Annotated in this window: 27 protein-coding genes; 21 read left to right on the top strand and 6 right to left on the bottom strand. The window is 40.8% G+C overall.

The genetic code is table 11. The annotated features are described in order from the left end of the window. Positions 1–69 precede the first annotated feature (69 nt). Positions 70–1,326, bottom strand: a complete 1,257-nt coding sequence (gene tyrS, locus PAN07_RS06780) for a tyrosine--tRNA ligase (RefSeq protein WP_036758166.1) — start codon at positions 1,324–1,326, stop codon at positions 70–72. A 289-nt stretch (positions 1,327–1,615) separates the two neighbouring features. Here tyrS and mutL point away from each other — a divergent pair, with 289 nt between their 5' ends. The 4 genes from mutL (at position 1,616) to PAN07_RS06800 (ending at position 5,518) form a co-directional block, all read left to right on the top strand. Then, positions 1,616–3,565, top strand: coding sequence for a DNA mismatch repair endonuclease MutL (gene mutL, locus PAN07_RS06785; RefSeq protein WP_269797538.1), 1,950 nt, complete (start codon positions 1,616–1,618; stop codon positions 3,563–3,565). A 120-nt stretch (positions 3,566–3,685) separates the two neighbouring features. Continuing rightward, the gene (gene ruvA / locus PAN07_RS06790) at positions 3,686–4,279 is read left to right on the top strand and encodes a Holliday junction branch migration protein RuvA (protein ID WP_006149208.1); all 594 of its coding nucleotides are present in this window, start codon (positions 3,686–3,688) and stop codon (positions 4,277–4,279) included. A gap of 9 nt (positions 4,280–4,288) precedes the next feature. Next, positions 4,289–4,849 (top strand): DNA-3-methyladenine glycosylase I, encoded by a 561-nt coding sequence (locus PAN07_RS06795; protein WP_269797539.1) that lies wholly within the window; start codon positions 4,289–4,291, stop codon positions 4,847–4,849. Next, on the top strand, positions 4,850–5,518 hold the full coding sequence (locus tag PAN07_RS06800; RefSeq protein ID WP_269797636.1) for a type II CAAX endopeptidase family protein: 669 nt from the start codon (positions 4,850–4,852) through the stop codon (positions 5,516–5,518). Positions 5,519–5,574: 56 nt separating this feature from the next. Here PAN07_RS06800 and PAN07_RS06805 read toward each other — a convergent pair whose 3' ends face one another. From PAN07_RS06805 to PAN07_RS06815, 3 genes are all read right to left on the bottom strand, one after another. Next, positions 5,575–5,838: a SemiSWEET family transporter gene (locus PAN07_RS06805; RefSeq protein ID WP_000166358.1), complete on the bottom strand. Its 264-nt coding sequence runs from the start codon at positions 5,836–5,838 to the stop codon at positions 5,575–5,577. Between the two features lie 198 nt (positions 5,839–6,036). Continuing rightward, positions 6,037–6,711: a DUF1129 domain-containing protein gene (locus PAN07_RS06810; protein ID WP_269797540.1), complete on the bottom strand. Its 675-nt coding sequence runs from the start codon at positions 6,709–6,711 to the stop codon at positions 6,037–6,039. Positions 6,712–6,722: 11 nt separating this feature from the next. Continuing rightward, positions 6,723–7,667 carry a magnesium transporter CorA family protein gene (locus PAN07_RS06815; protein ID WP_000815631.1) on the bottom strand — a complete coding sequence of 315 codons (945 nt, stop codon included), beginning with the start codon at positions 7,665–7,667 and terminating at the stop codon, positions 6,723–6,725. A 142-nt stretch (positions 7,668–7,809) separates the two neighbouring features. Between PAN07_RS06815 and uvrA the strand changes: the two genes are divergently transcribed. From uvrA to PAN07_RS06860, 9 genes are all read left to right on the top strand, one after another. Next, a complete protein-coding gene (gene uvrA / locus PAN07_RS06820; RefSeq protein ID WP_269797541.1) occupies positions 7,810–10,641 on the top strand; it encodes an excinuclease ABC subunit UvrA in 2,832 nt (943 codons plus the stop codon). Then, positions 10,634–11,695, top strand: a complete 1,062-nt coding sequence (locus tag PAN07_RS06825) for a Xaa-Pro peptidase family protein (protein WP_269797542.1) — start codon at positions 10,634–10,636, stop codon at positions 11,693–11,695. The genes uvrA and PAN07_RS06825 overlap by 8 nt, the downstream gene beginning before the upstream one ends. Positions 11,696–11,826: 131 nt before the next feature. Beyond that, positions 11,827–12,225: a transcriptional regulator Spx gene (spx, locus tag PAN07_RS06830; RefSeq protein WP_006149601.1), complete on the top strand. Its 399-nt coding sequence runs from the start codon at positions 11,827–11,829 to the stop codon at positions 12,223–12,225. 66 nt (positions 12,226–12,291) lie between these two features. Then, the gene (locus tag PAN07_RS06835; protein ID WP_269797543.1) at positions 12,292–12,864 is read left to right on the top strand and encodes an SP0191 family lipoprotein; all 573 of its coding nucleotides are present in this window, start codon (positions 12,292–12,294) and stop codon (positions 12,862–12,864) included. A 97-nt stretch (positions 12,865–12,961) separates the two neighbouring features. Next, the gene (locus PAN07_RS06840) at positions 12,962–13,228 is read left to right on the top strand and encodes an IreB family regulatory phosphoprotein (protein WP_025168751.1); all 267 of its coding nucleotides are present in this window, start codon (positions 12,962–12,964) and stop codon (positions 13,226–13,228) included. A gap of 3 nt (positions 13,229–13,231) precedes the next feature. Then, on the top strand, positions 13,232–13,651 hold the full coding sequence (gene ruvX / locus PAN07_RS06845) for a Holliday junction resolvase RuvX (RefSeq protein ID WP_269797544.1): 420 nt from the start codon (positions 13,232–13,234) through the stop codon (positions 13,649–13,651). A gap of 15 nt (positions 13,652–13,666) precedes the next feature. Next, positions 13,667–13,972 carry a DUF1292 domain-containing protein gene (locus PAN07_RS06850; protein WP_000017622.1) on the top strand — a complete coding sequence of 102 codons (306 nt, stop codon included), beginning with the start codon at positions 13,667–13,669 and terminating at the stop codon, positions 13,970–13,972. 260 nt (positions 13,973–14,232) lie between these two features. Beyond that, positions 14,233–15,483, top strand: a complete 1,251-nt coding sequence (locus tag PAN07_RS06855) for a folylpolyglutamate synthase/dihydrofolate synthase family protein (protein ID WP_269797545.1) — start codon at positions 14,233–14,235, stop codon at positions 15,481–15,483. An 86-nt stretch (positions 15,484–15,569) separates the two neighbouring features. After that, entirely contained in the window at positions 15,570–15,995 is a 426-nt protein-coding gene (locus tag PAN07_RS06860) for an SP_0198 family lipoprotein (protein WP_269797546.1), read from the top strand. 132 nt (positions 15,996–16,127) lie between these two features. On the opposite strand, the gene PAN07_RS06865 is transcribed toward PAN07_RS06860, so the two are convergent. Next, positions 16,128–16,940 carry a Cof-type HAD-IIB family hydrolase gene (locus tag PAN07_RS06865; RefSeq protein ID WP_269797547.1) on the bottom strand — a complete coding sequence of 271 codons (813 nt, stop codon included), beginning with the start codon at positions 16,938–16,940 and terminating at the stop codon, positions 16,128–16,130. 197 nt (positions 16,941–17,137) lie between these two features. Between PAN07_RS06865 and PAN07_RS06870 the strand changes: the two genes are divergently transcribed. The 7 genes from PAN07_RS06870 (at position 17,138) to PAN07_RS06900 (ending at position 23,606) form a co-directional block, all read left to right on the top strand. Then, positions 17,138–18,559, top strand: a complete 1,422-nt coding sequence (locus tag PAN07_RS06870) for an NCS2 family permease (protein WP_269797548.1) — start codon at positions 17,138–17,140, stop codon at positions 18,557–18,559. A gap of 91 nt (positions 18,560–18,650) precedes the next feature. Then, positions 18,651–19,094, top strand: coding sequence for a tRNA (adenosine(37)-N6)-threonylcarbamoyltransferase complex ATPase subunit type 1 TsaE (tsaE, locus tag PAN07_RS06875; RefSeq protein WP_269797549.1), 444 nt, complete (start codon positions 18,651–18,653; stop codon positions 19,092–19,094). Then, entirely contained in the window at positions 19,084–19,605 is a 522-nt protein-coding gene (locus tag PAN07_RS06880; protein WP_269797550.1) for a GNAT family N-acetyltransferase, read from the top strand. Before tsaE ends, PAN07_RS06880 begins: the two co-directional genes overlap by 11 nt. 4 nt (positions 19,606–19,609) lie before the next feature. Next, the gene (locus tag PAN07_RS06885; RefSeq protein WP_269797551.1) at positions 19,610–20,650 is read left to right on the top strand and encodes an LCP family protein; all 1,041 of its coding nucleotides are present in this window, start codon (positions 19,610–19,612) and stop codon (positions 20,648–20,650) included. Positions 20,651–20,780: 130 nt separating this feature from the next. After that, positions 20,781–22,037, top strand: coding sequence for a competence/damage-inducible protein A (locus tag PAN07_RS06890; RefSeq protein WP_269797552.1), 1,257 nt, complete (start codon positions 20,781–20,783; stop codon positions 22,035–22,037). 53 nt (positions 22,038–22,090) lie between these two features. Beyond that, positions 22,091–23,242: a recombinase RecA gene (recA, locus tag PAN07_RS06895; RefSeq protein ID WP_269797553.1), complete on the top strand. Its 1,152-nt coding sequence runs from the start codon at positions 22,091–22,093 to the stop codon at positions 23,240–23,242. 169 nt (positions 23,243–23,411) lie between these two features. Then, positions 23,412–23,606, top strand: a complete 195-nt coding sequence (locus PAN07_RS06900) for a PspC domain-containing protein (RefSeq protein WP_075565518.1) — start codon at positions 23,412–23,414, stop codon at positions 23,604–23,606. 132 nt (positions 23,607–23,738) lie between these two features. On the opposite strand, the gene PAN07_RS06905 is transcribed toward PAN07_RS06900, so the two are convergent. Next, positions 23,739–24,293 (bottom strand): GNAT family N-acetyltransferase, encoded by a 555-nt coding sequence (locus PAN07_RS06905; RefSeq protein WP_269797554.1) that lies wholly within the window; start codon positions 24,291–24,293, stop codon positions 23,739–23,741. A gap of 108 nt (positions 24,294–24,401) precedes the next feature. Between PAN07_RS06905 and PAN07_RS06910 the strand changes: the two genes are divergently transcribed. After that, positions 24,402–25,772, top strand: a complete 1,371-nt coding sequence (locus PAN07_RS06910; RefSeq protein WP_269797555.1) for an MATE family efflux transporter — start codon at positions 24,402–24,404, stop codon at positions 25,770–25,772. Positions 25,773–25,778 lie beyond the last annotated feature (6 nt).

Below are 25,778 nucleotides of genomic sequence, written 5' to 3' on the forward strand. Positions count from 1 at the left end.
TATTAACAGCAAAAAGGAGTTACCTTTCTCGAGGTTAACTCCTTTTTTTATAGGTAAATGTTGAACAGTTTAGTAAGTCAATACAAAATATTTTTTCTTACCACGGCGGATAACAGTGAGTTCGTTCTCTAACTTATCTGCGTCACTCAAGACATAGTCAAGGTCCTGGATGCGGTCGCCGTTGACATAGATAGCTCCATTTTGAACATCTTCACGGGCTTGACGTTTTGAGTTAACCACACCAGAAGATACGAGGAGTTCCACGATATTGTGGTTTTCGTCTGCTTGTACTTGGTAGTTTGGTACACCACGAAGTCCTTGTTTGAGTTCTTTAACAGAAAGGTTTTTGATATTTCCGGCAAAGAGTTGCTCAGTGATGTTAAGGGCTTCTTTGTAGGCTTCTTCACCGTGGACAAGTGTTACGACTTCACGAGCCAAGACTTTTTGAGCCAAGCGTTCGTGTGGCGCAGCCTCAAACTGTTTGCGGATGTCTTCAATCTCATCAAGTGACAAGAAAGTAAAGATTTTCAAGAAGCGAACAGCGTCAGCATCCATGACGTTCATCCAGAATTGGTACATTTCGTATGGAGAAGTCTTTTCAGGATTGAGCCAGACGGCGTTTCCTTCTGATTTACCAAATTTCTTACCAGTTGCGTCTGTAATGAGTGGAACAGTGATGACGTGACCTGTCTTATCAGCCTTACGGCGAAGCAATTCGGTACCAGCTGTCATATTTCCCCATTGGTCGGAACCACCGATTTGAAGGGTTACATTGTGCTCTTGGTTAAGGACAAAGAAGTCATAGCCTTGCATGATTTGGTAGGCAAATTCAGTGTAAGAAATCCCTGTTTCAATACGTTTCTTCACAGACTCCTTGCTCATCATGTAGTTGACAGTGAAGTATTTCCCGATATCACGGAGGAAGTCGATGAAGCTGATGCTGCCAAACCAGTCGTAGTTATTGACCATGACAGCTTTATTTTCACCATTTTCAAAGTCAAGAAAGCGAGAAAGTTGTCCTTGGATAGACTTGACCCAGCCATCTACTGTGTCTTTTGTTTGGAGACTACGCTCAGCATCTTTGAAGGACGGATCTCCGATGAGACCTGTAGCACCGCCAACGAGCGCATATGGTTTGTGACCTGCTAACTGCAAACGACGACTTGTCAAGATTGCAACAAGGTGGCCTAGGTGGAGGCTGTCAGCAGTTGGATCGTAGCCAGTATAATAAGAAACTTGACCTTCTTCTAGGGCTTTACGCAAAGCTTCTTCATCAGTCGTTTGAAAAATCAAACCACGCTCTTTTAGCTCATCAAAAATGTGCATGTGTCTTTTCTCCTTTTTAAAATATTGTTTCTACCTATTGTACCACAAACTTAGTAAATAACCTAGTAAAATCGGGAAGAAAGTTGCTACTCGGACTTTTTTGGAAACGAGTGAAATATGGTATAATAGCACTAACTTATACTCAATGAAAATCAAAGAGCAAACGAGGAAGCTAGCCGAAGGCTGTACTAGAGTACGGCAAGGCGAGACTGACGTGGTTTGAATTTGATTTTTGAAGAGTATTATTTTCAGAGAAATAGATAAAAATAGTTAAGAAAGGGGCTGAAAGATGTCTCATATTATTGAATTGCCGGAAGTCTTGGCCAACCAGATTGCAGCAGGAGAGGTTATCGAACGTCCTGCCAGCGTAGTTAAAGAGTTGGTTGAAAATGCCATCGATGCTGGCTCTAGCCAGATTATCATTGAGATTGAAGAAGCTGGTCTTAAGAAAATCCAAATCACCGATAATGGACATGGGATCGCACACGAAGAAGTAGAGTTGGCTCTCCGCCGTCATGCGACCAGTAAGATTAAGAATCAAGCGGATCTTTTTCGGATTCGAACCCTTGGTTTTCGTGGTGAAGCCCTGCCCTCTATCGCATCTGTGAGTGTACTGACTCTTTTGACAGCGGTGGACGGTGCCAGTCACGGGACCAAGCTAGTGGCTCGCGGGGGAGAAGTAGAAGAAATCATCCCTGCGACTAGTCCTGTGGGGACCAAGGTTTGTGTGGAAGACCTCTTTTTCAATACGCCAGCCCGTCTCAAGTATATGAAGAGTCAGCAGGCGGAGTTATCTCACATCATTGATATTGTCAACCGTCTAGGTTTAGCCCATCCTGAGATTTCCTTTAGCCTGATTAGTGATGGCAAGGAGATGACACGCACAGCTGGAACTGGTCAACTGCGCCAAGCCATTGCGGGCATTTATGGTTTGGCTAGTGCCAAAAAGATGGTTGAGATTGAGAATTCGGACCTAGACTTTGAGATTTCAGGTTTTGTCTCATTGCCTGAATTGACGCGGGCTAATCGCAACTACATCAGCCTCTTTATCAATGGACGTTATATCAAAAACTTCCTGCTCAATCGTGCTATTTTAGATGGTTACGGCAGTAAGCTCATGGTGGGGCGTTTTCCACTAGCCGTTATTCACATTCATATCGATCCTTATCTAGCAGATGTCAATGTACATCCAACCAAGCAAGAAGTGCGGATTTCCAAGGAAAGAGAACTGATGGCGTTGGTTTCAGAAGCTATCGCAAAGAGTCTCAAGGAACAGACCTTGATTCCAGATGCCTTGGAAAATCTTGCCAAATCTACCGTTCGCAATCGTGAAAAAGTAGAGCAAACGACTTTGCCACTGAGAGAAAATACGCTCTACTATGAAAAAAGTGAACCGACAAGACCGACTCAAGCTGAGGTGGCAGACCATCAGGTAAACTTAACAGAAGAGAAGCAGGATTTGAACCTCTTTGCTAAGGAAGCCTTAGACCAGATAACCAAACCAGCCAAACTGCATTTTGCAGAGAGAAAGCCTGTCAGCTACGACCAACTGGACCATCCAGAGTTAGATCTAGCTAGTCTGGATAAGGCCTATGATAAGCTAGAACGAGAAGAATCTTCGAGCTTCCCAGAGTTGGAATTTTTCGGGCAAATGCACGGAACTTATCTCTTTGCCCAAGGTCGAGATGGGCTTTACATCATAGATCAGCATGCGGCCCAGGAGCGGGTTAAGTACGAGGAGTACCGCGAAAGCATTGGCAATGTTGACCAGAGTCAACAACAACTCCTAGTGCCTTATATCTTTGAATTTCCTGCAGATGATGCCCTTCGTCTCAAGGAAAGAATGTCTCTCTTAGAGGAAGTTGGTGTCTTTCTATCAGAGTACGGAGAGAATCAATTTATCCTACGGGAACATCCAATTTGGATGGTAGAGGAGGAAATCGAGTCAGGAATCTATGAGATGTGTGATATGCTTCTTTTGACTAAGGAAGTTTCAATCAAGAAATATCGAGCAGAGCTGGCGATTATGATGTCCTGCAAGCGTTCCATCAAGGCCAATCATCACATCGATGACCACTCAGCTAGACAGCTTCTCTATCAGCTCTCTAAATGCGACAACCCATACAACTGTCCACACGGACGTCCTGTTTTGGTACACTTCACCAAGTCGGACATGGAAAAGATGTTCCGTCGCATTCAGGAAAATCACACGAGTCTACGAGAACTAGGAAAATACTAATACTCTTCGAAAATCTCTCTAAACTGCGTCAGCCTCACCTTGCCTAACTTAAGTTATGCCTACGGTTAGCTTCCTAGTTTACTCTTTGATTTTCATTGAGTATAAATTGAAGGGAAAATTATGTACGAATATCTAAAGGGTATTATTACCAAAATTACTGCTAAATACATTGTTCTAGAAGCTAACGGGATCGGCTACATCTTACACGTAGCCAATCCTTATGCTTACTCAGGGCAAGTCAACCAAGAAGCACAAATCTATGTGCATCAAGTAGTCCGCGAAGATGCTCATCTCCTTTACGGTTTCCGTTCAGAAGACGAGAAGAAACTCTTTCTCAGCTTGATTTCGGTGTCGGGCATTGGCCCTGTTTCTGCTCTTGCCATCATCGCAGCTGATGACAATGCAGGGCTCGTTCAAGCTATCGAGACTAAGAACATTACCTACTTGACTAAGTTTCCGAAGATTGGCAAAAAAACAGCCCAACAGATGGTCTTGGACCTAGAAGGTAAGGTGGTTGTGGCAGGCGATGACCTCCCTGCTAAGACTGCAGCTCCATCTAGCAGTGACAACCAAGAACTGGAAGAAGCTATGGAAGCCATGTTGGCACTGGGCTACAAGGCAACTGAGCTTAAGAAAATCAAGAAATTCTTTGAAGGAACTTCAGATACCGCTGAAAACTACATCAAATCTGCCCTTAAGATGTTGGTGAAATAGGAGAACTCTATGCCAAAACGCTGTGGCTGGGTTAAAATGAACAACCCTCTATATGTAGCCTACCACGATGAGGAATGGGGGCAGCCCCTACATAATGACCAAGCACTTTTTGAGTTGCTTTGCCTGGAAACTTATCAGGCTGGCCTTTCTTGGGAAACAGTACTTAATAAACGGCAGGCTTTCCGTCAAGCTTTTCATGGTTACCAAATTCAAGCTGTTGCAGCCATGACGGATGAAGAACTGGAAGCTTTGATGAATAATCGAGCAATTATCCGCAATCGTGCCAAAATCTTTGCGACACGAGCCAACGCTCAGGCTTTTCTGCAAGTTCAGAAGGAGTATGGATCTTTTGATGCTTATCTTTGGAATTTTGTAGATGGGAAAACCATCATCAATGATGTTCCTGATTATGCCCAAGCCCCTGCCAAGACGACCTTATCTGAGAAAATATCCAAGGATCTCAAAAAACGAGGCTTCAAATTTACTGGACCAGTCGCTGTCTTGTCCTATCTGCAGGCTGCAGGGCTAGTTGATGACCATGAGAATGATTGTGAATGGAAAGGGAATTAACTGATGTCTAACAAAAATAAGGGAATCCTGATTTTTTCGATTCTCTATACAGTCCTTTTTGTGTTTGATGGCGTTGGATGGTTGGCTTCCTTGATGCCATCTGCCATTGCAAGTTATCTAGTTTATGTAGTATTAGCTTTGTACGGCTTTTTCTTGTTCAAGGATAGATTAATCCAACAATGGAATGAAATTAGAAAGACTAAAAGAAAATTTTTCTTTGAAGTTTTAAAAGGCTGGCTTCTTCTCTTTATAATGACCATCCTTTTTGCTCTCCTTTCGGAAATATTGAAACAAGTTTTGGGCTTGAGTGGTCAGGGGCAAAATGAGGCTAGTATACAAAGTGCTTTTAAAGAACAACCACTACTGATAGCAGTTTTTGCTTGTGTCATAGGTCCTGTGGTAGAAGAAATCTTCTTCCGACAGATTTTATTGAAGTATCTGAGAAAGTGCCTATCAAGCTGGTTGAGTATCTTTATAGTCGGACTTGCCTTTGCCCTAACCCATATGCACAGTTTAGTTTTATCCGAGTGGATCAATGCAATTTATTACTTGGGTGGAGGCTTAGCCTTTTCTATCATCTATGTGAAAGAAAAAGAAAATATCTACTATCCCTTGGTCGTCCATATGATAGTGAACAGCCTTTCCTTTATCATTTTAGCCCTGTCTTAATGCTATACATAAAAAAGCAACCAATCATGTGGTTGCTTTTTATAGTAGTTGCATTCTTATAGAGCAGTAAGGAAGGTCAGTCCGCCAAGGACAACCCCGGCTGAGTTTGGAATGATTAGAATCCAATCTTTCTTAGGCTCTTTTGTCCATCCGTAAATGACCCAGATTAAGCAAGAGATTGCTGCAGATAACGGTTGGAAAGGTTGAGCTTTATTTCCTTGTAAATTGGCAAAAATTTGAGGGATGTAGGCTATAAATACTATAATCCCGATAAAGGCACCAATTGAACCAACAATTTGATTAATTCTCTGTTTAGTCATATATATTTCTCCTTATTACTTTATTAGCATAACAGAAAAACAGCTTGGATTCAAGGACAAAACCTCGGGATTCTAAGGAAAGACTTTACATTAGAATGTTATTAGAAAATGTGTCTACTTCTTTTGAGAATCGAAAAATGATTTGGAGCCAGAATAAAAGTAGTCTGTCTACAAAACACCCTACTTTTATTGTTTATCTTAATATCTAGCAGGTCCAGCACTTGCGCTCTTGATGTTGAAACGTTTTTTGAGGTAGAAACGTAGGACAAGGAGAACTCCTCCAATAATCATCAAAACAAGAGGTGGGAGGCTGATGTTGATGGCTTGTGGAAGGAAGTTACTCAAGAAGAGGATGAAGACCCATGCAAACATAGTCGCTAACATAACCAAAAGTGATTTCCAGAATGGAGGGCGTTGGCTACGGTCAGTATCTGGTCCGTAGTAACGGTAGATGAAGTGGTAGAGAAGGTAAAAGGCAACTCCACCAAAGGCCCCTACACTGATAAGTGTTACCAATCCGTAAGCCACGGGTTGGTTTGAGAAGAAGCTCATTAAGGCACTGACTACTGCAAACAATCCTGTAATGAAAAGGGCTGAATCCAACATCATCAATTTTGGATCGTCATTTTCTTTTGGATGCTCTTTTTCATATTGTTCTTTCTCAGTGTAGCTGTGAGCCCAGTGAGTTGGCGCTCCGTAGATAGAGCGGGCAGTCACTCCCTTTGGTTGTTCTTCAAGGATATGAGGAATGACTTCTTCAAGGATAGCCTTGATTTCAGCATCTGTTTTTCCGTCCTTTAGAAATTGCTGGGTTGCAATATGGATAAATTCCTGGTTTTTCTTTGTTAATTCCTGTAGATTAATCTGTGACATAGTAACTCCTGTTAGAACCATTTTTTATGGATGAGGTAAAGAGTGAGAGAAACACTCATAGCAAAGGCGATAAAGACGATGAGCCAGAAAGCATGCGGTTCTCCGTTTAAAGGGATTTCATTATCCTTAAAGTTCATTCCGTAAGCTGAGAAAATCATGGTCGGGATAGACATAACGATGGTCACAAGGGCCAAGGTTTTCATGATATTGTTCTGGTTGTTTGAAATGATAGAGGCAAAGGTCTCTGTCATAGAGTGAAGGACGTTTCCATAGATATCCGCCATCTCGATGGCCTGTTGCGTTTCAATCAAGGTATCTTCCAGTAAGTCTTCGTCTTCAAGGTATTTCTTAATATTGCTAGTTGCGCTAGTCAATTTTTTAATCACGCGCTCGTTTGTCTTAAGAGAGGCCTTGAAGTAGACGATGGTCTTTTCTAACTCCATGAGTTCAATCAATTCTTCGTTTCGAGTAGATTTGTGAAGTTGGCTCTCAATCTGCTCACTCTTACGTTCGATTGAACGGAGGGCGGTTAGGTAAATCTCCGCGTTGCGGTAGAGAATCTGGAAGATGAAGCGCGACCGCATAAAGGTATAGAAATTCCGAAGTCTACGATTGATAAAGACATCTAGAAGTGGGAGAGGTTCCAAGCAAGTAGTAATGATAGCCTCTTCGGTGATGATAATCCCCAAGGGAATAGTCACGTAGTAGGTCTGGTTATTTCTTTCCTCTGTGATTGGGACGTCTACGATGATCAAGGTGTACTCATCTTCGATGGTGATACGAGACATCTCTTCTGCATCGAGTGGTGCACGGAGGTCAGCGATATCAATATCAAAGGCAGAGGCGATTTCCATCGATTCGCTTTGAGTAGGATTGACGAGATTGATCCAAGTGCCCGGCTGGAGCGTATCGATCTCTTTAAATTCAGTTGTTGTTGAGAGAAAGACTTGTTTCATATCTCCTATCCTTTCCTAATCTATTCGGTGTTTAAGTGATTTTTAGCACCGTACTATTATACTACAAAATCGGCTTTTTTGGTAATAGAATTTCACTTTTTTTGGTATAATGGAAAGCAACAATGGACTAGAAAGAAGTAATATGCAAGATAAGATTGTCATCCATGGGGCACGCGCCCATAATTTAAAAAATATTGATGTGGAAATTCCACGAGACAAGCTAGTTGTGGTGACGGGACTATCTGGATCTGGAAAGTCTAGTTTAGCCTTTGATACCCTTTATGCAGAAGGGCAACGTCGCTACGTTGAAAGTCTGTCAGCCTACGCTCGTCAGTTTTTGGGCAATATGGAAAAGCCAGATGTGGACTCTATCGATGGTCTCAGCCCTGCCATTTCCATTGACCAGAAAACGACCAGTAAAAATCCTCGTTCGACGGTTGGGACAACGACGGAAATCAACGATTATCTACGTCTCCTCTATGCTCGTGTAGGGACACCCTACTGTATCAATGGACATGGGGCTATTAAGGCTTCGTCTGTAGAGCAGATTGTGGACAAGGTTTTGGAATTGCCAGAGCGCCAGCGTCTGCAGATTTTGGCTCCTGTTATTCGTAAGAAAAAAGGGCAACATAAGACGCTGATTGAAAAGATTCAAAAGGATGGTTACGTCCGTGTCCGTGTCGATGGAGTTGTTTACGATGTGACCGAAGTTCCTGAACTTGAAAAGAATAAACAACACAACATCGATGTGGTGGTAGACCGTATTATCATTAAAGAAGGTATCCGTAGTCGTCTCTTTGATTCGATTGAAGCAGCCCTTCGCATTGCAGAAGGCTATGTAGTCATCGATACCATGGATGATTCTGAGTTGCTCTTTTCAGAACACTATGCCTGCCCAGTATGTGGCTTTACAGTTCCGGAACTAGAACCACGTCTCTTCTCCTTTAATGCACCTTTCGGGTCATGTAGTGAGTGTGATGGTTTAGGGATCAAGCTAGAGGTTGATACGGACTTGGTGGTACCAGATGCTAGCAAGACCCTTCGTGATGGAGCCTTAGCGCCTTGGAACCCTATCTCTTCTAACTATTATCCAAATATGCTGGAACAAGCCATGACAGCCTTTGGAGTGGATATGGATACTCCTTTTGAGGCCTTGTCCGAGGAGGATAAGAATCTCATTTTCTATGGTTCAGATGGGAAAGAGTTCCATTTCCACTATGAGAATGAATTCGGTGGAGTCCGTGATATCGACATTCCTTTTGAAGGTGTTATTGGCAATATCAAGCGTCGCTATCATGAAACCAATAGCGACTACACCCGCACACAGATGCGCCTTTATATGAATGAGCTAACCTGTGGTACTTGTCATGGTTATCGTCTCAATGATCAGGCCTTATCTGTTCGTATAGGAGGAGAGAAAGGTCCTCATATCGGAGAAATTTCAGACCTCTCCATCGCAGACCATTTGGAAGTTATTGATCAGCTAACCCTATCTGAAAATGAGGCTATTATCGCTCGTCCGATTCTTAAGGAAATAAAGGATCGCTTGACCTTCCTCAATAATGTGGGGCTTAACTATCTGACGTTATCCCGTTCTGCAGGAACATTATCAGGAGGGGAGAGTCAGCGTATTCGCTTGGCGACTCAGATTGGTTCCAATCTCTCAGGAGTGCTTTATATCCTAGACGAGCCGTCGATTGGTCTTCATCAGAGGGACAATGATCGCCTGATTGCTAGCCTGAAAAAGATGCGTGATTTGGGAAACACCTTAATCGTAGTAGAACACGATGAAGATACCATGCGAGAAGCCGATTATCTGATTGACGTCGGCCCTGGCGCGGGTGTCTTTGGTGGAGAGATTGTAGCAGCAGGAACGCCTAAGCAGGTAGCTCGCAACAGCAAGTCCATTACAGGACAGTATCTGTCAGGTAAACGCGTGATTCCAGTGCCGTCAGAACGTCGTGTAGGAAATGGACGCTTTATCGAAGTGACAGGTGCGCATGAGAACAACTTGCAAAATATCACTGCTCGCTTCCCGCTTGGAAAATTTATCGCTGTAACTGGGGTGTCTGGTTCAGGCAAGTCTACCCTCATTAACAGTATTCTCAAAAAAGCCATTGCTCAAAAACTCAATCGCAATTCAGATAAACCTGGTAAGTTTAAGACGATTACAGGAATTGAGCATATCGACCGTCTGATAGATATTGACCAGAGTCCAATCGGGCGAACTCCAAGATCTAATCCTGCGACCTATACAGGTGTATTTGATGACATTCGAGACCTCTTCGCTCAGACAAATGAAGCCAAGATTCGAGGCTACAAAAAGGGTCGCTTCAGTTTCAATGTCAAGGGTGGTCGCTGTGAGGCCTGTTCGGGTGATGGGATTATCAAGATTGAAATGCACTTCTTGCCAGATGTATACGTGGCTTGTGAAGTCTGCCATGGAACCCGCTACAACAGTGAAACGCTAGAAGTTCATTACAAGGAAAAGAATATCTCGCAAGTCTTGGATATGACAGTCAACGATGCGGTAGAATTTTTCAAACACATTCCGAAAATTCAACGCAAACTCCAGACCATCAAGGATGTAGGTCTAGGCTATGTGACCTTGGGACAACCTGCCACAACTCTTTCTGGTGGAGAAGCGCAACGTATGAAGTTAGCTAGTGAACTCCACAAACGCTCGACCGGTAAATCCTTCTACATTCTAGATGAACCAACAACAGGTCTCCATACCGAGGATATCGCTCGTCTACTTACTGTTTTGTCTCGCTTTGTCGATGATGGCAATACAGTTCTCGTGATTGAGCACAATCTAGATGTTATCAAAACAGCAGACCATATTATCGATCTAGGGCCAGAAGGTGGTGTTGGTGGTGGTACCATCATTGCAACAGGAACCCCAGAAGAAGTAGCTGGTAATCAAGCTAGCTATACAGGACAGTATTTGAAAGGAAAGTTACATCATGAATAAACGTGTGCAAGCATTTCTCGATAAAATGCAAGAAAAAGAACTAGATGGAATCATTATCAATAACCTTAAAAACGTCTACTATTTGACAGGATTTTGGGGTTCAAATGGAACGGTCTTCATCAGCCGTGACCGTCAAATCTTGGTGACAGATGCTCGCTATATTATCGCTGCCAAGCAAGAAGTTACTGGTTTTGAGATATTTGCAGACCGCGATGAGTTGGCTGTTATTGCAAAGATTGCAAAAGACATGGGTCTTTCTCGTATCGGTTTTGAAGATGAAATTTCAGTTTCTTATTACCACCGTATGCAGGGAGCCTTTGAAGGTTTGGAACTAGTTCCACAGACTCAGTTTGTTGAAGCTCTTCGTATGATTAAGGACGAGACAGAGATTGCGACTATTCGTAAGGCTTGTTCAATTTCAGACCAAGCTTTCCACGATGCGCTTGAATTTATCAAGCCAGGGAAGACAGAAATTGAAATCGCCAACTTCCTTGATTTTCGTATGCGTGAATTAGGAGCTGCTGGTTTGTCTTTTGATACCATTCTAGCGAGTGGGATTAACTCTTCTAAACCCCATGCTCACCCAATGCACAAGCCAGTAGAACTAGGTGAAGCAATCACCATGGACTTCGGTTGTCTATACGAGCATTATGTGAGTGACATGACAAGAACTATCTACCTTGGGCATGTGAGCGACGAACAAGCAGAAATTTACAACACTGTCTTGAAGGCTAACCAAGCATTGATTGACCAAGCTAAGGCTGGCTTAGGTTTCCGTGACTTTGATAAGATTCCTCGTGACATCATCGTGGAAGCAGGCTATGGACAATACTTTACTCACGGTATCGGACACGGTATCGGACTTGATATTCATGAAGAGCCTTACTTTAACCAAACTTCTACAGATGTTATTAAAACTGGAATGACTTTGACGGATGAACCGGGCATTTATATTGAAGGTAAATACGGGGTTCGTATAGAAGACGACATCTTGATCACAGAAACAGGTTGCGAATTATTAACCCTAGCTCCTAAGGAATTGATCATTATTTAGAGATTTGTCAAGGAAAAAGTTCGAAAAACTCAAAAAAAGTTAATTTTTTTCAAAAATAGGTCGCAAGTCCGATGTTTTTTATGGTATAATAGACTAAACTGATAGTAACATGCAGCGAAAGGGGTAGGTACATGATCAAAATTTATACAGTCTCAAGTTGTACTAGCTGTAAAAAAGCTAAAACCTGGCTCAATGCCCACCAGTTAAGTTATAAAGAACAAAACCTTGGAAAAGAAGGAATTTCGAGAGAAGAACTACTTGATATTTTAACCAAGACAGATAATGGAATTGCTAGCATCGTATCATCGAAAAATCGCTATGCCAAAGCCCTAGGTGTTGACATCGAAGATTTGAGTGTCAATGAGGTGCTCACCTTAATCATGGAGACACCACGCATCCTAAAAAGTCCAATTCTTGTCGACGAGAAACGTTTGCAAGTTGGCTATAAAGAAGATGACATTCGTGCTTTTTTGCCACGCTCTGTCCGTAATGTAGAAAACGCTGAAGCACGTTTACGTGCTGCACTATAAAACATGGAGGCTGGGATAATTCCTAGCCTTCTCTGGTATTTAAACAAGGATAAAATGTGAGGAATCATGAATAAAATTCTTATCGGGACATTAGCTCTCTTATTCTTATTGGTTGGATGTGGCCAGAAAAAAGATTCTGGAGCATCTACTACTGAAAATAGTCAAGAGGCTCTCCAGTCTACCTTGCCAGTTCTAGAAAATGCGACTAAAAACACAGTGGTTACCAAGACATTGGTATTGCCAGTTGATGAAAATGGAGTTCAACAGACTCAGACAATTACCTATAAAGGAAAACAATTTTTGTCGATGACCATTCAGCTAAAACGTCCAGTTTCACAAGAGTTGAAAGATTACATTGCTGAACATGGATTGGAAGAGGCGAAAAGAGCACTGAAAGAAGCTGAAGATAAGGACGAGTCGGTTCAAGAGACTCGAAAATTCACTGGATTTAGTCTTGAGTCCACTCTCTTAAGTGAAACGGAGATGGAAACAAAGACAAGTTATGACTTCCAAGTTATGGATATTAAAAAAGCTAGTGAAGACGAATATTTTAAAAATATTGGCCTTGAAAACCTGCTAAAATACGAACCAGAGGAATATATTGAAAATCGGGTTGCAAGTGGCGCAACTGTCCAGTAAGAAAAAGGCAGAAAATCAAGCAAATCAGGTTGTGTCATTTGTAGAAAGACTGGGAATATGCTATAATAGTAGTATTCTAAGGAAAGAGGGTGTTAGAATGGGATTTACTGAAGAAACCGTACGTTTTAGATTGGACGATTCCAATAAAAAAGAGATCAGTGAAACATTGACAGATGTCTATGCTTCATTGAATGAAAAAGGGTATAACCCTATTAATCAAATTGTGGGCTATGTTCTAAGTGGAGACCCAGCTTACGTTCCTCGTTATAACAATGCACGAAATCAAATTCGTAAGTATGAACGCGATGAAATTGTTGAAGAGTTGGTTCGCTACTACCTTAAGGGACAAGGAGTCGATCTATAATCTATGAGAATTATGGGATTGGACGTTGGTTCAAAAACGGTAGGTGTAGCAATTAGCGATCCGCTAGGTTTTACAGCACAAGGGCTTGAAATCATCCAAATCAATGAAGAACAAGGGCAATTTGGCTTTGATAGAATTAAGGAGTTGGTTGATACATACAAGGTTGAGCGTTTTGTTGTTGGTTTGCCTAAAAATATGAACAATACCAGTGGACCTCGAGTGGAAGCCAGTCAAGCCTATGGAGCAAAGCTAGAAGAACTCTTTGGTTTGCCAGTAGAGTATCAAGATGAACGCTTGACTACGGTTGCTGCAGAGCGTATGTTGATTGAGCAAGCAGACATTAGTCGCAATAAGCGTAAAAAAGTTATTGATAAATTAGCTGCTCAGTTGATTTTACAAAATTATTTAGATAGAAAATTTTAAGACAGAGGAGAAACTATGTCACACGATCACAACCACGATCACGAAGAACGTGAACTTATTACACTTGTTGATGAGCAAGGAAACGAAACTTTATTTGAAATCCTTTTGACTATTGACGGAAAAGAAGAATTTGGTAAAAACTATGTTCTTCTTGTACCGGTTAATGCAGAGGAAGACGAAGATGGACAAGTGGAAATCCAAGCTTACTCATTCACTGAAAATGAAGATGGGACAGAAGGCGAATTACAACCAATCCCTGAAGATTCAGAAGATGAATGGAACATGATTGAAGAAGTCTTCAACAGCTTTATGGAGGAGTAAAAACGTCCAGTGGACGTTTTTAGCCCTGCGCTAGAAAATAGAGACGCAGGTAGTCTGGGAGACTGTATCAGCCCAGCTCCTTGAAACAAGAGAGAGCTGGCGAGTCGGGGAACGTTTTTATCCCAACTCCTAGAAACTAGAAAGAGTTGGAACGTCCAGTGGACGTTTTTAGCCTGACGCTAAAAATAAAATTTAGCTAGTATCTAGCAAAATCAGTAAAAAGCGAAGAGAATCTTCGCTTTTTTGTTAAGGAGATCAGCATGATTGAAGTAGAAAAATGGCTTCATAGTCGGATTGGCTTGAATTTCAGATCAGGTTTAGGACGAATGCAAAGAGCGGTAGATTTGCTGGGGAATCCTGAGCAAACCTATCCAATTATCCATGTGACAGGGACAAATGGTAAGGGGTCAACTATTGCCTTTATGAGAGAACTCTTTGTTTCCCATGGCGAGAAAGTTGGAACCTTTACTTCGCCCCACATTGTCAGCATCCATGACCGTATCTGTATCAATGGTCAACCTATATCGGACACAGATTTCATTCGTTTAGCCGATCAAGTCAAAGCAATGGAGCAAAGACTTTTAGAAACCCACGATCAGTTATCTTTTTTTGAGTTGCTGACCTTGATTGCTTTGCTTTATTTTAAAGAGCAAGAAGTAGATTTGGTCCTACTGGAAGTTGGGATAGGTGGACTTCTTGATACCACTAATGTGGTGACAGGAGAAATTGCAATCATCACATCCATCGGCCTCGATCACCAAGAGACCTTGGGCGATAGTTTAACAGAAATTGCAGAGCAGAAAGCAGGAATTTTTAAGCCCGGGAACTCAGCTGTGATTGCAAATTTAGCACCGGAAGCCCAACTCGTTTGTCAAAAAACTGTTACTGATTTGGGTGTAAGTCTCTACCATGCTAATAAAGATTTTTCTTTCCGAAATGGGAACTTTTCTTCTTCTCTAGCTGACTTTAACCACCTAATATTGGGACTGGAGGGAGCATATCAGGAGGAAAATGCAGCTCTTGCCTTGCAAGCTTTTCTACTATTTATGGTACAAAGAAACGAGAAAGTAGATCAAGAAGCAGTACGTGCTGCCTTGCAAGCTACTAAATGGGCTGGAAGGCTAGAAGCTGTCACTGAGCACATCTATTTGGATGGGGCTCACAATTTACCAGCTCTAGAGCGTTTGGTTGAGTTTATCCAAGAAAAAATCCAACAAGGGTATCATCCTCACATCCTATTTGGTGCCCTAAAGCGGAAAGATTATAGTGGAATGCTTACTTATTTAACAGAGCATTTACCTGATGTAGCTCTCTATGTTACGAGTTTTGACTATCAGGGTTCCTTGGAAGAGCAAGATTTTGGAGATTATACAAGCATTGCTTCCTATCGAGATTTTATAGATAACTTTGAAGCTTCTGCAGGAGAGAAAGACCTGCTATTTGTGACAGGATCTCTCTACTTTATATCTGAGGTTCGCGCTTGTCTTATGAAACAAAAGTCATTTGATTGACCCTCCTATCTTTATTTGTTATAGTAAAGGTGTGGTGGTTCGGCAGGCTTATTCTGATTTTAAGCCACTAAAAGAAAGGAGACATGATGTCACTAAAAAAATTCACACTTTCTCTTGCTTCTTTGGCAAGTCTTAGTCTCTTAGTTGCATGTTCGCCAAAAGAGCAGGCAGCTCCTTCAACTCAAGCAAGCACCAGTACGGAAGTAACAACTGGTCAGCAAGCGGAAACGACTATTTCTAGTTCGACGGCTAGTTCAGTAACTAACATTGATGGAACCTATAAAGGGCGAAATGAGGGAGACAGCATTACTCTCGTTGTTACTGGTAATACTGGAACATGGACGGAAGTAGAGCCTGATGGTGATCAGGAAATTAAGAAGGTAACTTTCGAACCAGACAACCAGAGAGTCTTTATTGGAGATGACATCAAAGTTTATGTAGCAGATGGTAATCAAATTATCATTGATGATATGGATCGTGAAATTTCTGATCGTATTGTTTTAAAGAAGTAGAACATTAAGTAAACTATTTTTTTAAAATCTTGAATCTGTATTCGCAGGTTCAAGATTTTTGTTTGTAGCAAAAAATTCCATACTTTTGAGCTAGCTAAATTCTAGCATAAAAGTATGGAAGGTATTTAATAGTTAAAGAAATAATTCTCTTAAGAAGTGAGCAACTCCGTCTTCCTCGTTGGTCAATGGAAGCTGTTCATCGGCGAAAGGAAGTAGAGCTGGATTGGCGTTTTTCATGGCATATCCTGTGCCTGCAAAGGATAGCATCTCTGTGTCATTATGTTCGTCACCAAAAGCAATCAAATTCTTTCTATCCACATTCATGACATCAAGAAGATATTCAAGAGCAAAGGCCTTGTGAACACCTTTAGGAGTACACTCGAGGATATTCAAGGGACCACCCCAAGTATTGATATTAAGCTGGTGCTTGTAAAAACTGTCCATTTCTTCTGCCAGAGCATACTTGTCGCTCACTCGAGTCTGCAATAAAATACAGTTAGGGTCCTTGGTAACCAGGTCAGAATTGAATTGGTTTTCAGGCTGGAAGTTCTTAACACCAAATAGTCTAGGATCTGCAATTTCTTGGTCAGGTGCTGTAATATAGAATTTTTTACGGTACTCTCCAGCTATAAAGTCTGCTTCGATTTCTTCTTTACGTTCAACCATATCTAGGAGATACTTTTTATCAACAGTCAGACATTTTTCGTATTCCCAGACCTTACCAGGTAGATGAGTCAGAGACCCATTGAAGTTAATCATAGGTGTTTCTAGCTCTAATTCACGATAAAAATCTTTAGCCATGCGGTAAGGGCGTCCGGTTGCAATGATGATCTGATGCCCTTTTTTTGAAATTTCTTTGATAGTTTTTTTTGTGAAATCAGATAGTTTACTCTCCCCATTGAGTAAGGTTCCATCTAAGTCAACGGCAATTATTTTTTTAGTCATAAGATCCTCCCGAATCTAGTTTCAGATAAGATGTTTTCTATTATACCAAAAATACATAAGAATAGCAGACTATAACTGGAAATAGAAAGAACTGATTCTAGTAATAATCTTCAAATTATTTTAAAAACAGCTTGAAAAACTGAATGATTAATGATATAATTGTATTATTGTTCGTAAAAAACAAAAGGAGATTAAACATGGACAAACTATTTAAACTAAAAGAGCACGGGACAGATGTCCGTACAGAAGTGCTTGCTGGTTTAACAACATTCTTTGCAATGAGTTACATTCTCTTTGTAAACCCTCAAATGCTTTCACAAACTGGGATGCCAGTTCAGGGTGTATTTCTTGCTACGATTATTGGTTCTGTTGTCGGAACTTTAATGATGGCTTTCTATGCAAACTTGCCATATGCACAGGCTCCAGGTATGGGACTTAATGCCTTCTTTACCTTTACAGTTGTATTTGGTATGGGCTATACATGGCAAGAAGCCTTAGGTATGGTCTTCATTTGTGGTATCATTTCTTTGATTATCACATTAACCAATGTTCGTAAAATGATTATTGAGTCTATTCCTACGACACTTCGTTCAGCAATTTCTGCTGGTATTGGTGTATTCCTTGCTTACGTTGGTATTAAAAATGCAGGTCTCTTGAAATTCTCTATCGATCCAGGTAGTTATACAGTAGCAGGGGAAGGTGCAGATAAGGCTCAAGCCGCAATCACGGCTAATTCAGGAGCTGTTCCTGGGTTGGTTGATTTTAACAGTCCTGCTGTTCTGGTAGCTCTTGCAGGTCTTGCCATTACGATTTTCTTTGTTGTTAAAGGAATCAAAGGTGGAATCATCCTTTCAATCTTAACAACTACTGTTCTTGCCATTGCAGTTGGTGTTGTTGATCTGTCTAGCATTGACTTTGCAAGCAACAACCTTTCAGCAGCGATTAATGATTTAGGAACTTTGTTTGGTGCAGGTCTTGGATCAGAAGGTTTAGGGTCTTTGATTTCAAACACTTCTCGTTTGCCTGAAACTTTGATGGCTATTCTTGCATTCTCGTTGACAGACATTTTTGACACAATCGGTACTCTTATTGGTACAGGTGAAAAAGTTGGTATCGTTGCAACAAGTGGTGAAAATCATGAGTCAGACAAATTGGATAAAGCTCTTTACTCTGATTTGGTAGCGACTTCAGTTGGTGCCATTGCTGGTACATCAAACGTTACGACTTATATTGAATCAGCAGCAGGTATTGGTGCTGGTGGACGTACAGGTTTGACAGCTCTAGTAGTTGCTATCTGTTTTGCCCTATCTAGCTTCTTTAGCCCACTTCTTGCTATTGTTCCTTCAGCAGCAACAGCACCAATTTTGATTATCGTCGGAATTATGATGCTGTCTAATCTTAAAAATATTCCTTGGGATGATATGTCGGAAGCAGTTCCTGCCTTCTTTACTTCTATCTTTATGGGATTCAGCTACTCCATTACACAAGGGATTGCCGTTGGTTTCCTCACTTATACTTTAACGAAAATTGTTAAAGGTCAAATTAAAGATGTTCATGCAATGATTTGGATTTTAGATGCTTTATTTATCTTGAACTACATTAGTATGGCTCTAAATTAATGAGAAATTTTTTCAAAAAAGAAGGAGGGTTTCCCTCCTTTTTTGTTGTTAGAAATGTCACAATCGAAAAAATTTTTGGTATAATGGATGCATGCGCACAAAAAATGAAGATGAGCTTATGGCTTTTGGAAAAAAGTTGGGCAATCTACTAGAAAAAAATGATGTTTTAATTTTAACTGGTGAATTAGGTGCTGGGAAAACCACACTTACAAAGGGTCTAGCCAAGGGTCTAGGAATTAATCAGATGATTAAAAGTCCCACTTATACCATCGTTCGAGAATATGAAGGGCGTTTACCTTTGTATCATTTAGATGTCTATCGCATCGGAGGAGATGCCGACTCTATTGATTTAGATGAGTTCCTGTTCGGAGATGGTGTTACTGTCATTGAGTGGGGACATTTACTGGGTGAAGATCTTCCTTCAGACTATCTAGAATTAGAAATTCTCAAAAAAGATGAGGGACGAGAAATTAGATGTCATGCCCATGGTCAAAGAGCAAGTCGCCTACTAGAGAGGTTGACGAATGGAGTATGAACTTTTAATCCGCGAGGCAGAAGTTGAGGATGCTCAAGTTCTGCTAGCTCTTTTAGATCAGATAGGACAAGAGTCTACGTTTACGAGTTTAGATGAAAATGGCATTTCAATCAGTCAGTCTGAAATGGAAATGTTTATCGACAAGCAGGCTCAGTCTGATAACCAGATTACTTTGCTCGCTTTTTTGAATGACGAGTTAGCAGGAGTTATCAATATTACAGCTGATCATCGACCAAGAATCAGACATATCGGAGACATTTTTTTGGGTATAAAAAAATCCTTTTGGGGATTTGGTTTAGGCAGTGTTTTAATAGGAGAGAGCATAGAATGGGCTAAATCTAGTGGAGTCATTCGACGCTTGCAATTGACCGTACAAAAACGAAATACTGCTGCTATCCATTTATATAAAAAAATGGGTTTTATCACAGAAGGGCTACAGGAACGTGGTGCTTGTACAGAAAGAGGAGAGTTTCTTGACGTTTACCTAATGGGATTACTGATAGACGAATGAGTGTATGATAAAAAAAATATTAAAAATGTTTTTAGGCTTCCTTCTTGTATCTATTTTAGGTGTGGGAACATATGCCTATACGATTTATAATCAAGGAACAAGTTCTTTGGCAAAAACTTATAAAAAAATAGGGGAAGAAACAAAGGTTATTGAAGCAACACAACCATTGACAATCTTGCTTATGGGAGTGGATACGGGGAATATCGAACGTACAGATCCCTGGGAAGGGAACAGTGACTCAATGATATTGTTGACAGTCAATCCCAAGACCAAGAAAACAACAATGATTAGTTTGGAACGGGATATTTTGACAAAAATTCAACACAAAGATGGTACTGTTACTGAGGAAAAACTGAATGCCGCCTATGCGGGTGGTGGAGCCGAACTAGCTATCTCGACGATTCAGGATATGATGAATATCCACATTGACCGCTATGTTATGGTAAATATGCATGGCCTTCAAAGAATGGTTGATGCTGTAGGTGGTATTACGGTCAACAATACTTTAGGTTTTCCAATCTCCATTCAAGACCAGGAACCTTTTAACAAAATTTCCGTCGGAGTCGGACAGCAACACCTAAATGGTGAAGAAGCTCTAGTTTATTCACGCATGCGTTATCAGGATCCAGAAGGAGATTATGGTCGTCAGAAACGACAACGTGAAGTTATCCAAAAAGTGATTGAAAAGATTTTAAGCTTAAATAGTGTAACCCACTACCAAGATATCTTGAAAGCTCTTAGTGACAATATGCAGACAAATATTGAGATTACGACTTCTACTATTCCACAATTGCTAGGCTATCAAGAATCCTTTAAGAATATTGAAACTCATCAGTTACGAGGTGAAGATGCCACGATTGAGGGAGGCTCCTACCAAATTGTTACTTCAGAACACATGTTAGAGATTCAGAATTTATTACGTACTTCATTGGGCCAACCTAAAGTAACTGAGTTAAAAACAAATGTGGTCTTGTACGAAGAAATCAATAATCAAAATCCAGGAGTCCTCTCAGAAGCAACAATTATTGAAGAAGAACAAGAATGAGTGATGATGACTCAATAGAGTTTAGTTACGAAAGAAGCCAAATCGTCTGGCTTGCCATAGATTTATCGAATCGTAGGATTTTTCCTGCGATTTTTTCAAAGAAATTCGAATAGATAAGTAGGAGGGAGAAATGAAAGCGGAAATTATTGCTGTAGGTACTGAGATTTTGACAGGACAAATCCTCAATACGAATGCTCAGTTTTTATCTGAAAAACTGGCTGAAATAGGTGTGGATGTCTATATTCAAACTGCTGTTGGAGACAATGAGGCTCGTCTTTTGTCCGTGCTAGAGATAGCTCGAGAACGGAGTGAGTTAGTGATACTAACAGGAGGATTGGGACCTACAGAAGACGACTTGACCAAACAAACGGTGGCCAAGTTCTTAGGAAAAAATTTAGTTTTTGATGCACAAGCACAGACTAAATTAGATAACTTTTTTGCCCAGAGACCTGATTATGACCGGACTCCAAATAATGAGCGTCAAGCTCAGATTATTCAAGGAGCAACCCCTCTAGCCAATGAGACGGGTTTAGCAGTGGGTGGCATGATTGAGGTGGAAGGGGTAACTTATGTTGTTTTACCTGGACCACCTAGTGAATTGAAACCGATGGTTCTAAATGAGTTGTTGCCAAGATTGATGACAGGCGCTAAATTATACTCAAGGGTCCTGCGATTCTTTGGGATAGGAGAGAGTCAGCTAGTCACTATCTTAGCAGATTTAATCGAGCAACAAACGGATCCGACCATAGCCCCCTATGCAAAAATTGGAGAAGTTACCTTGCGTTTATCGACCAAGGCTAACAGCAAACAGGAGGCAGATTTGGCCTTGAATTCTTTAGAAGAGCAGATATTAAGTCGAAATTCTTTCGAAGGTACTTCACTTCGAGATATTTGTTATGGCTATGGTGAAAGTACGAGTCTAGCTAGTCTGGTAGTGGAAGAGTTGAAAAAGAGACAAAAAACTATTACCGCTGCAGAAAGTTTGACAGCAGGTCTCTTTCAAGCAAGCATAGCAGATTTTTCAGGAGTATCTGCTATCTTTAAAGGTGGTTTTGTGACTTATAGTCTGGAAGAAAAGGCTAAAATGCTAGATATTCCACAAGCAGAATTAGAAACCCATGGTGTTGTTTCAACCTATACAGCAGAGAAAATGGCTGAGCAGGCACGAGCAAAAACGGAGTCAGACTTTGGGATCAGTTTGACAGGAGTAGCTGGACCAGATAGTTTAGAAGGTCATCCGGCAGGAACTGTTTTTATAGGACTATCTCAAGCATCGGGCACAGAAGTCATACGTGTCAATATAGGAGGACGGAGTCGAGCAGATGTTCGTAAAATTGCTGTTATGCATGCCTTCAACTTAGTTCGCAAAGCTTTATTAAGTAAGTGACTTTTGATATAATAGAATAAGGTCTAAGGACCATTAAAATACAGGAGAATAAAATGGCAAAAAAACCAACAAAAAAATTAGATGAAATTGGTAAAAAATTTGGTGCTGATCGTGAAAAAGCCTTAAATGATGCTCTTAAATTGATTGAAAAAGATTTTGGTAAGGGATCAATCATGCGTTTGGGTGAGCGTGCTGAACAAAAAGTTCAAGTCATGAGTTCAGGTTCATTGGCTCTTGACATTGCCCTTGGTTCAGGTGGTTATCCAAAGGGACGTATCATCGAAATCTACGGACCAGAATCATCAGGTAAGACAACAGTAGCCCTTCACGCTGTCGCACAAGCACAGAAAGAAGGCGGAATTGCTGCCTTTATCGATGCGGAACACGCTCTAGACCCAGCTTATGCAGCAGCTCTTGGTGTTAATATCGATGAATTGCTCTTGTCACAACCAGACTCAGGTGAGCAAGGTCTTGAAATTGCAGGGAAATTGATCGACTCAGGTGCAGTTGACCTTGTTGTTATCGACTCTGTTGCAGCCCTTGTTCCTCGTGCGGAAATCGATGGTGACATCGGGGATAGCCACGTTGGTCTTCAAGCTCGTATGATGAGTCAGGCTATGCGTAAACTTGGTGCTTCTATCAACAAGACAAAGACAATTGCTATTTTTATCAACCAATTACGTGAAAAAGTTGGTGTTATGTTTGGAAATCCAGAAACAACTCCTGGTGGACGTGCCCTTAAATTCTATGCTTCAGTCCGTTTGGATGTTCGTGGAAGTACGCAAATCAAGGGAACTGGTGACCAAAAAGATACTAACGTCGGTAAAGAAACTAAGATCAAGGTTGTGAAAAATAAGGTGGCTCCACCGTTTAAAGAAGCCCTTGTCGAAATCATGTACGGAGAAGGTATTTCTAGAACTGGTGAGCTGTTGAAGATTGCAAGTGATCTTGATATTATTAAGAAAGCTGGAGCTTGGTACTCATACAATGATGAAAAGATTGGTCAAGGTTCTGAAAATGCTAAGAAATACTTGGCAGATCATCCAGAGGTCTTTGACGAGATTGATCATCAAGTGCGTGTTCACTTTGGCTTGATTGAAGAAGAAGCAGGATCTAAAAAAGCAGCATCAACTGAGAAAGAAGCTGCTAATCAAGAAGTGACACTTGATCTGGGTGACAATCTTGAAATCGAAATTGAAGAATAAACAGTAAAAGTGGAGTTTTTCCACTTTTTTAATTTTTAATCATTTGAAGTTTAATCTTTCTGAAAAAAGCGAATAAAAGGCTCATTTGCATAGAAAAACTAGAAAACTATTGCTTTTTCATTAATTTGATGTTAAGATAAACGGGAATAACAAAAAGGAGATTACTATAATGGAAAAACGTTTAGTTCGTAACGTTCAAGATAAAAAAATCGGTGGTGTTTGTGCAGGTCTTGCTGACTACTTTAACATGGATCCAATGTTAGTTCGTGTTCTTTGGATTCTTTTCACTTTAGCTGGTGGTTCAGGTCTACTTGCTTACGCTATCCTTTACTTTATCCTTCCAGAAGGTGGAGCAGAAGCTTAAGCTACATTGTAAATAAGAATAAATAATGCATGTAATTTTATAAATTGCATGCATTTTTTATTTTGAAAATAGATTGAAATTCAAAACATATCAGATTAAAGATAATGTATTTTATACGTGGAATTGTCTTGCTTAGTAATCACTAAAGCGACGGTATTCGATGCGGAAGTCAAAATAATTCTTGTCTTGCAATTTTTGAAAGATATTCCGATAGGCTTCTTCATCAAAATGGTCACCACGATAGAGAATTTCAAAGCTCATACCCTCGTATTCTAAAAAAGCATTGGCTGTTTTGAAACCATTTTGTTTATAGAACTCCATTCGGGCTTTTCTCTGTTCTAGGTTATCGCAGTCTTCATCCAGTCTTTCCACTTCAAGAATCATCGTACGCTGATAAAAGTCAATCAACTTTTCAATAATTTCTTTTCCATAACCATGGCTACGCAAATGAGGCATGATAGCGAAAAAACTGATGTAGAAAGCTTTTTGATTGGAGATGGCAAAGGCAAAGCCAACAAACTCCTCCTCATTATAAAAGGCGAAAAAATGGGCATCATCTCTATCCTGGTAACTTAAAAATTCTTCCAAAGAGACGCGTTCTTCTTCAGGGAAGGCTTCTTTGTTTAATTGTTCAACTTTTTCAAGGTCTGGGAATACATCTGTAATCAACTGGCTTGTTAAGCTCATACATACCCTCCTTTTCTGTCACGATTATACCAGATTGTTTGTATATAGGCAACGCTTTCTTAAGGAAGCTCCCTTGTTCCTCTACTAGAAAGCTGATATAATAGCCATATGAATAAAAAATCAACGGTGGACCTAATTCATGGTCCTATCCTTCCTTCACTGATTAGTTTTGCTTTACCGATTCTATTGTCCAACATCTTTCAGCAACTCTACAATACGGCTGATATTTTGATTATTGGGCGTTTTTTAGGACAAAATTCCTTGGCGGCAGTCGGAGCTACGACAGCCATTTTTGATTTGATTATTGGATTTGCACTCGGAGTCGGAAATGGGATGGGAGTTGTTATTGCCCGTCTTTACGGTGCTCGTAATTTTGCTAAAATTAAAGAAGCTGTAGCTGCGACTTGGATTTTAGGTGCTATCCTGAGTGGTCTTGTCATGTTGATGGGGTTCTTCGGTCTTTATCCGCTCTTACAATATCTCGAAACACCTGCAGAAATCCTCCCCCAATCCTATGAATACATCTCAATGATTGTTAGTTGCGTGGGAGTTAGCTTTGCCTATAATCTCTTTGCAGGATTGCTACGCTCAATCGGTGATAGCCTTGCTGCGCTTGCTTTCCTAATTTTCTCGGCTATCGTTAATGTCATTTTAGATTTGTATTTTATTACCCAATTGCAGTTAGGGGTTCAGTCTGCAGGTCTCGCAACCATCATCTCGCAAGGTTTGTCCGCAATTCTCTGCTATTTCTATATTCGCAAGAGTGTTCCGGAGCTTCTTCCAGGTCTCAAATATTTCAAATGGAATAAGGATCTTTATGTGGATCTCTTGGAACAAGGTCTAGCCATGGGCTTGATGGGGTCAATTGTCTCTATCGGAAGCGTCATCTTGCAATCCTCTGTTAATAGCTTTGGAGCAGTGATTATCAGCGCCCAAACGGCAGCGCGTAGAATCATGGCCTTTGCCCTATTGCCAATGACGGCTATTTCGGCTTCTATGACGACTTTTATTTCTCAAAACTTTGGGGCAAAACGTCCCGAACGTATCGTCCAAGGTCTTCGTATAGGGAGTTATTTGAGTATGTCTTGGGCGACCTTTGCTTGTGTGTTCCTATTTTTTGCAAGTCCTAGCCTAGTTTCTTTCCTGGCAAGTTCGACAGACCCTTACTTGATTGAAAATGGGGCTTTGTATCTACGCATCAGTTCGGTATTTTATCCGTTTTTGAGTCTATTATTGATTTATAGAAATAGCTTGCAGGGTCTCGGTCAAAAATTCTTGCCACTTGTATCAAGCTTTATCGAGTTTATCGGGAAAATTGTTTTTGTGGTTTGGATTATTCCTTGGGCAAGTTACACAGGCGTTATCCTATGTGAACCGCTGCTTTGGCTTGTGATGACTGCACAGCTTTATATCTCGCTTTCTCAGAACCCTTGGATAAAAGAAGGCAAGAAAATCTTGGCTGTCGGTGGGCAATCCTAGCTTCAT

This window comes from Streptococcus sp. SM5, assembly GCF_027497975.1.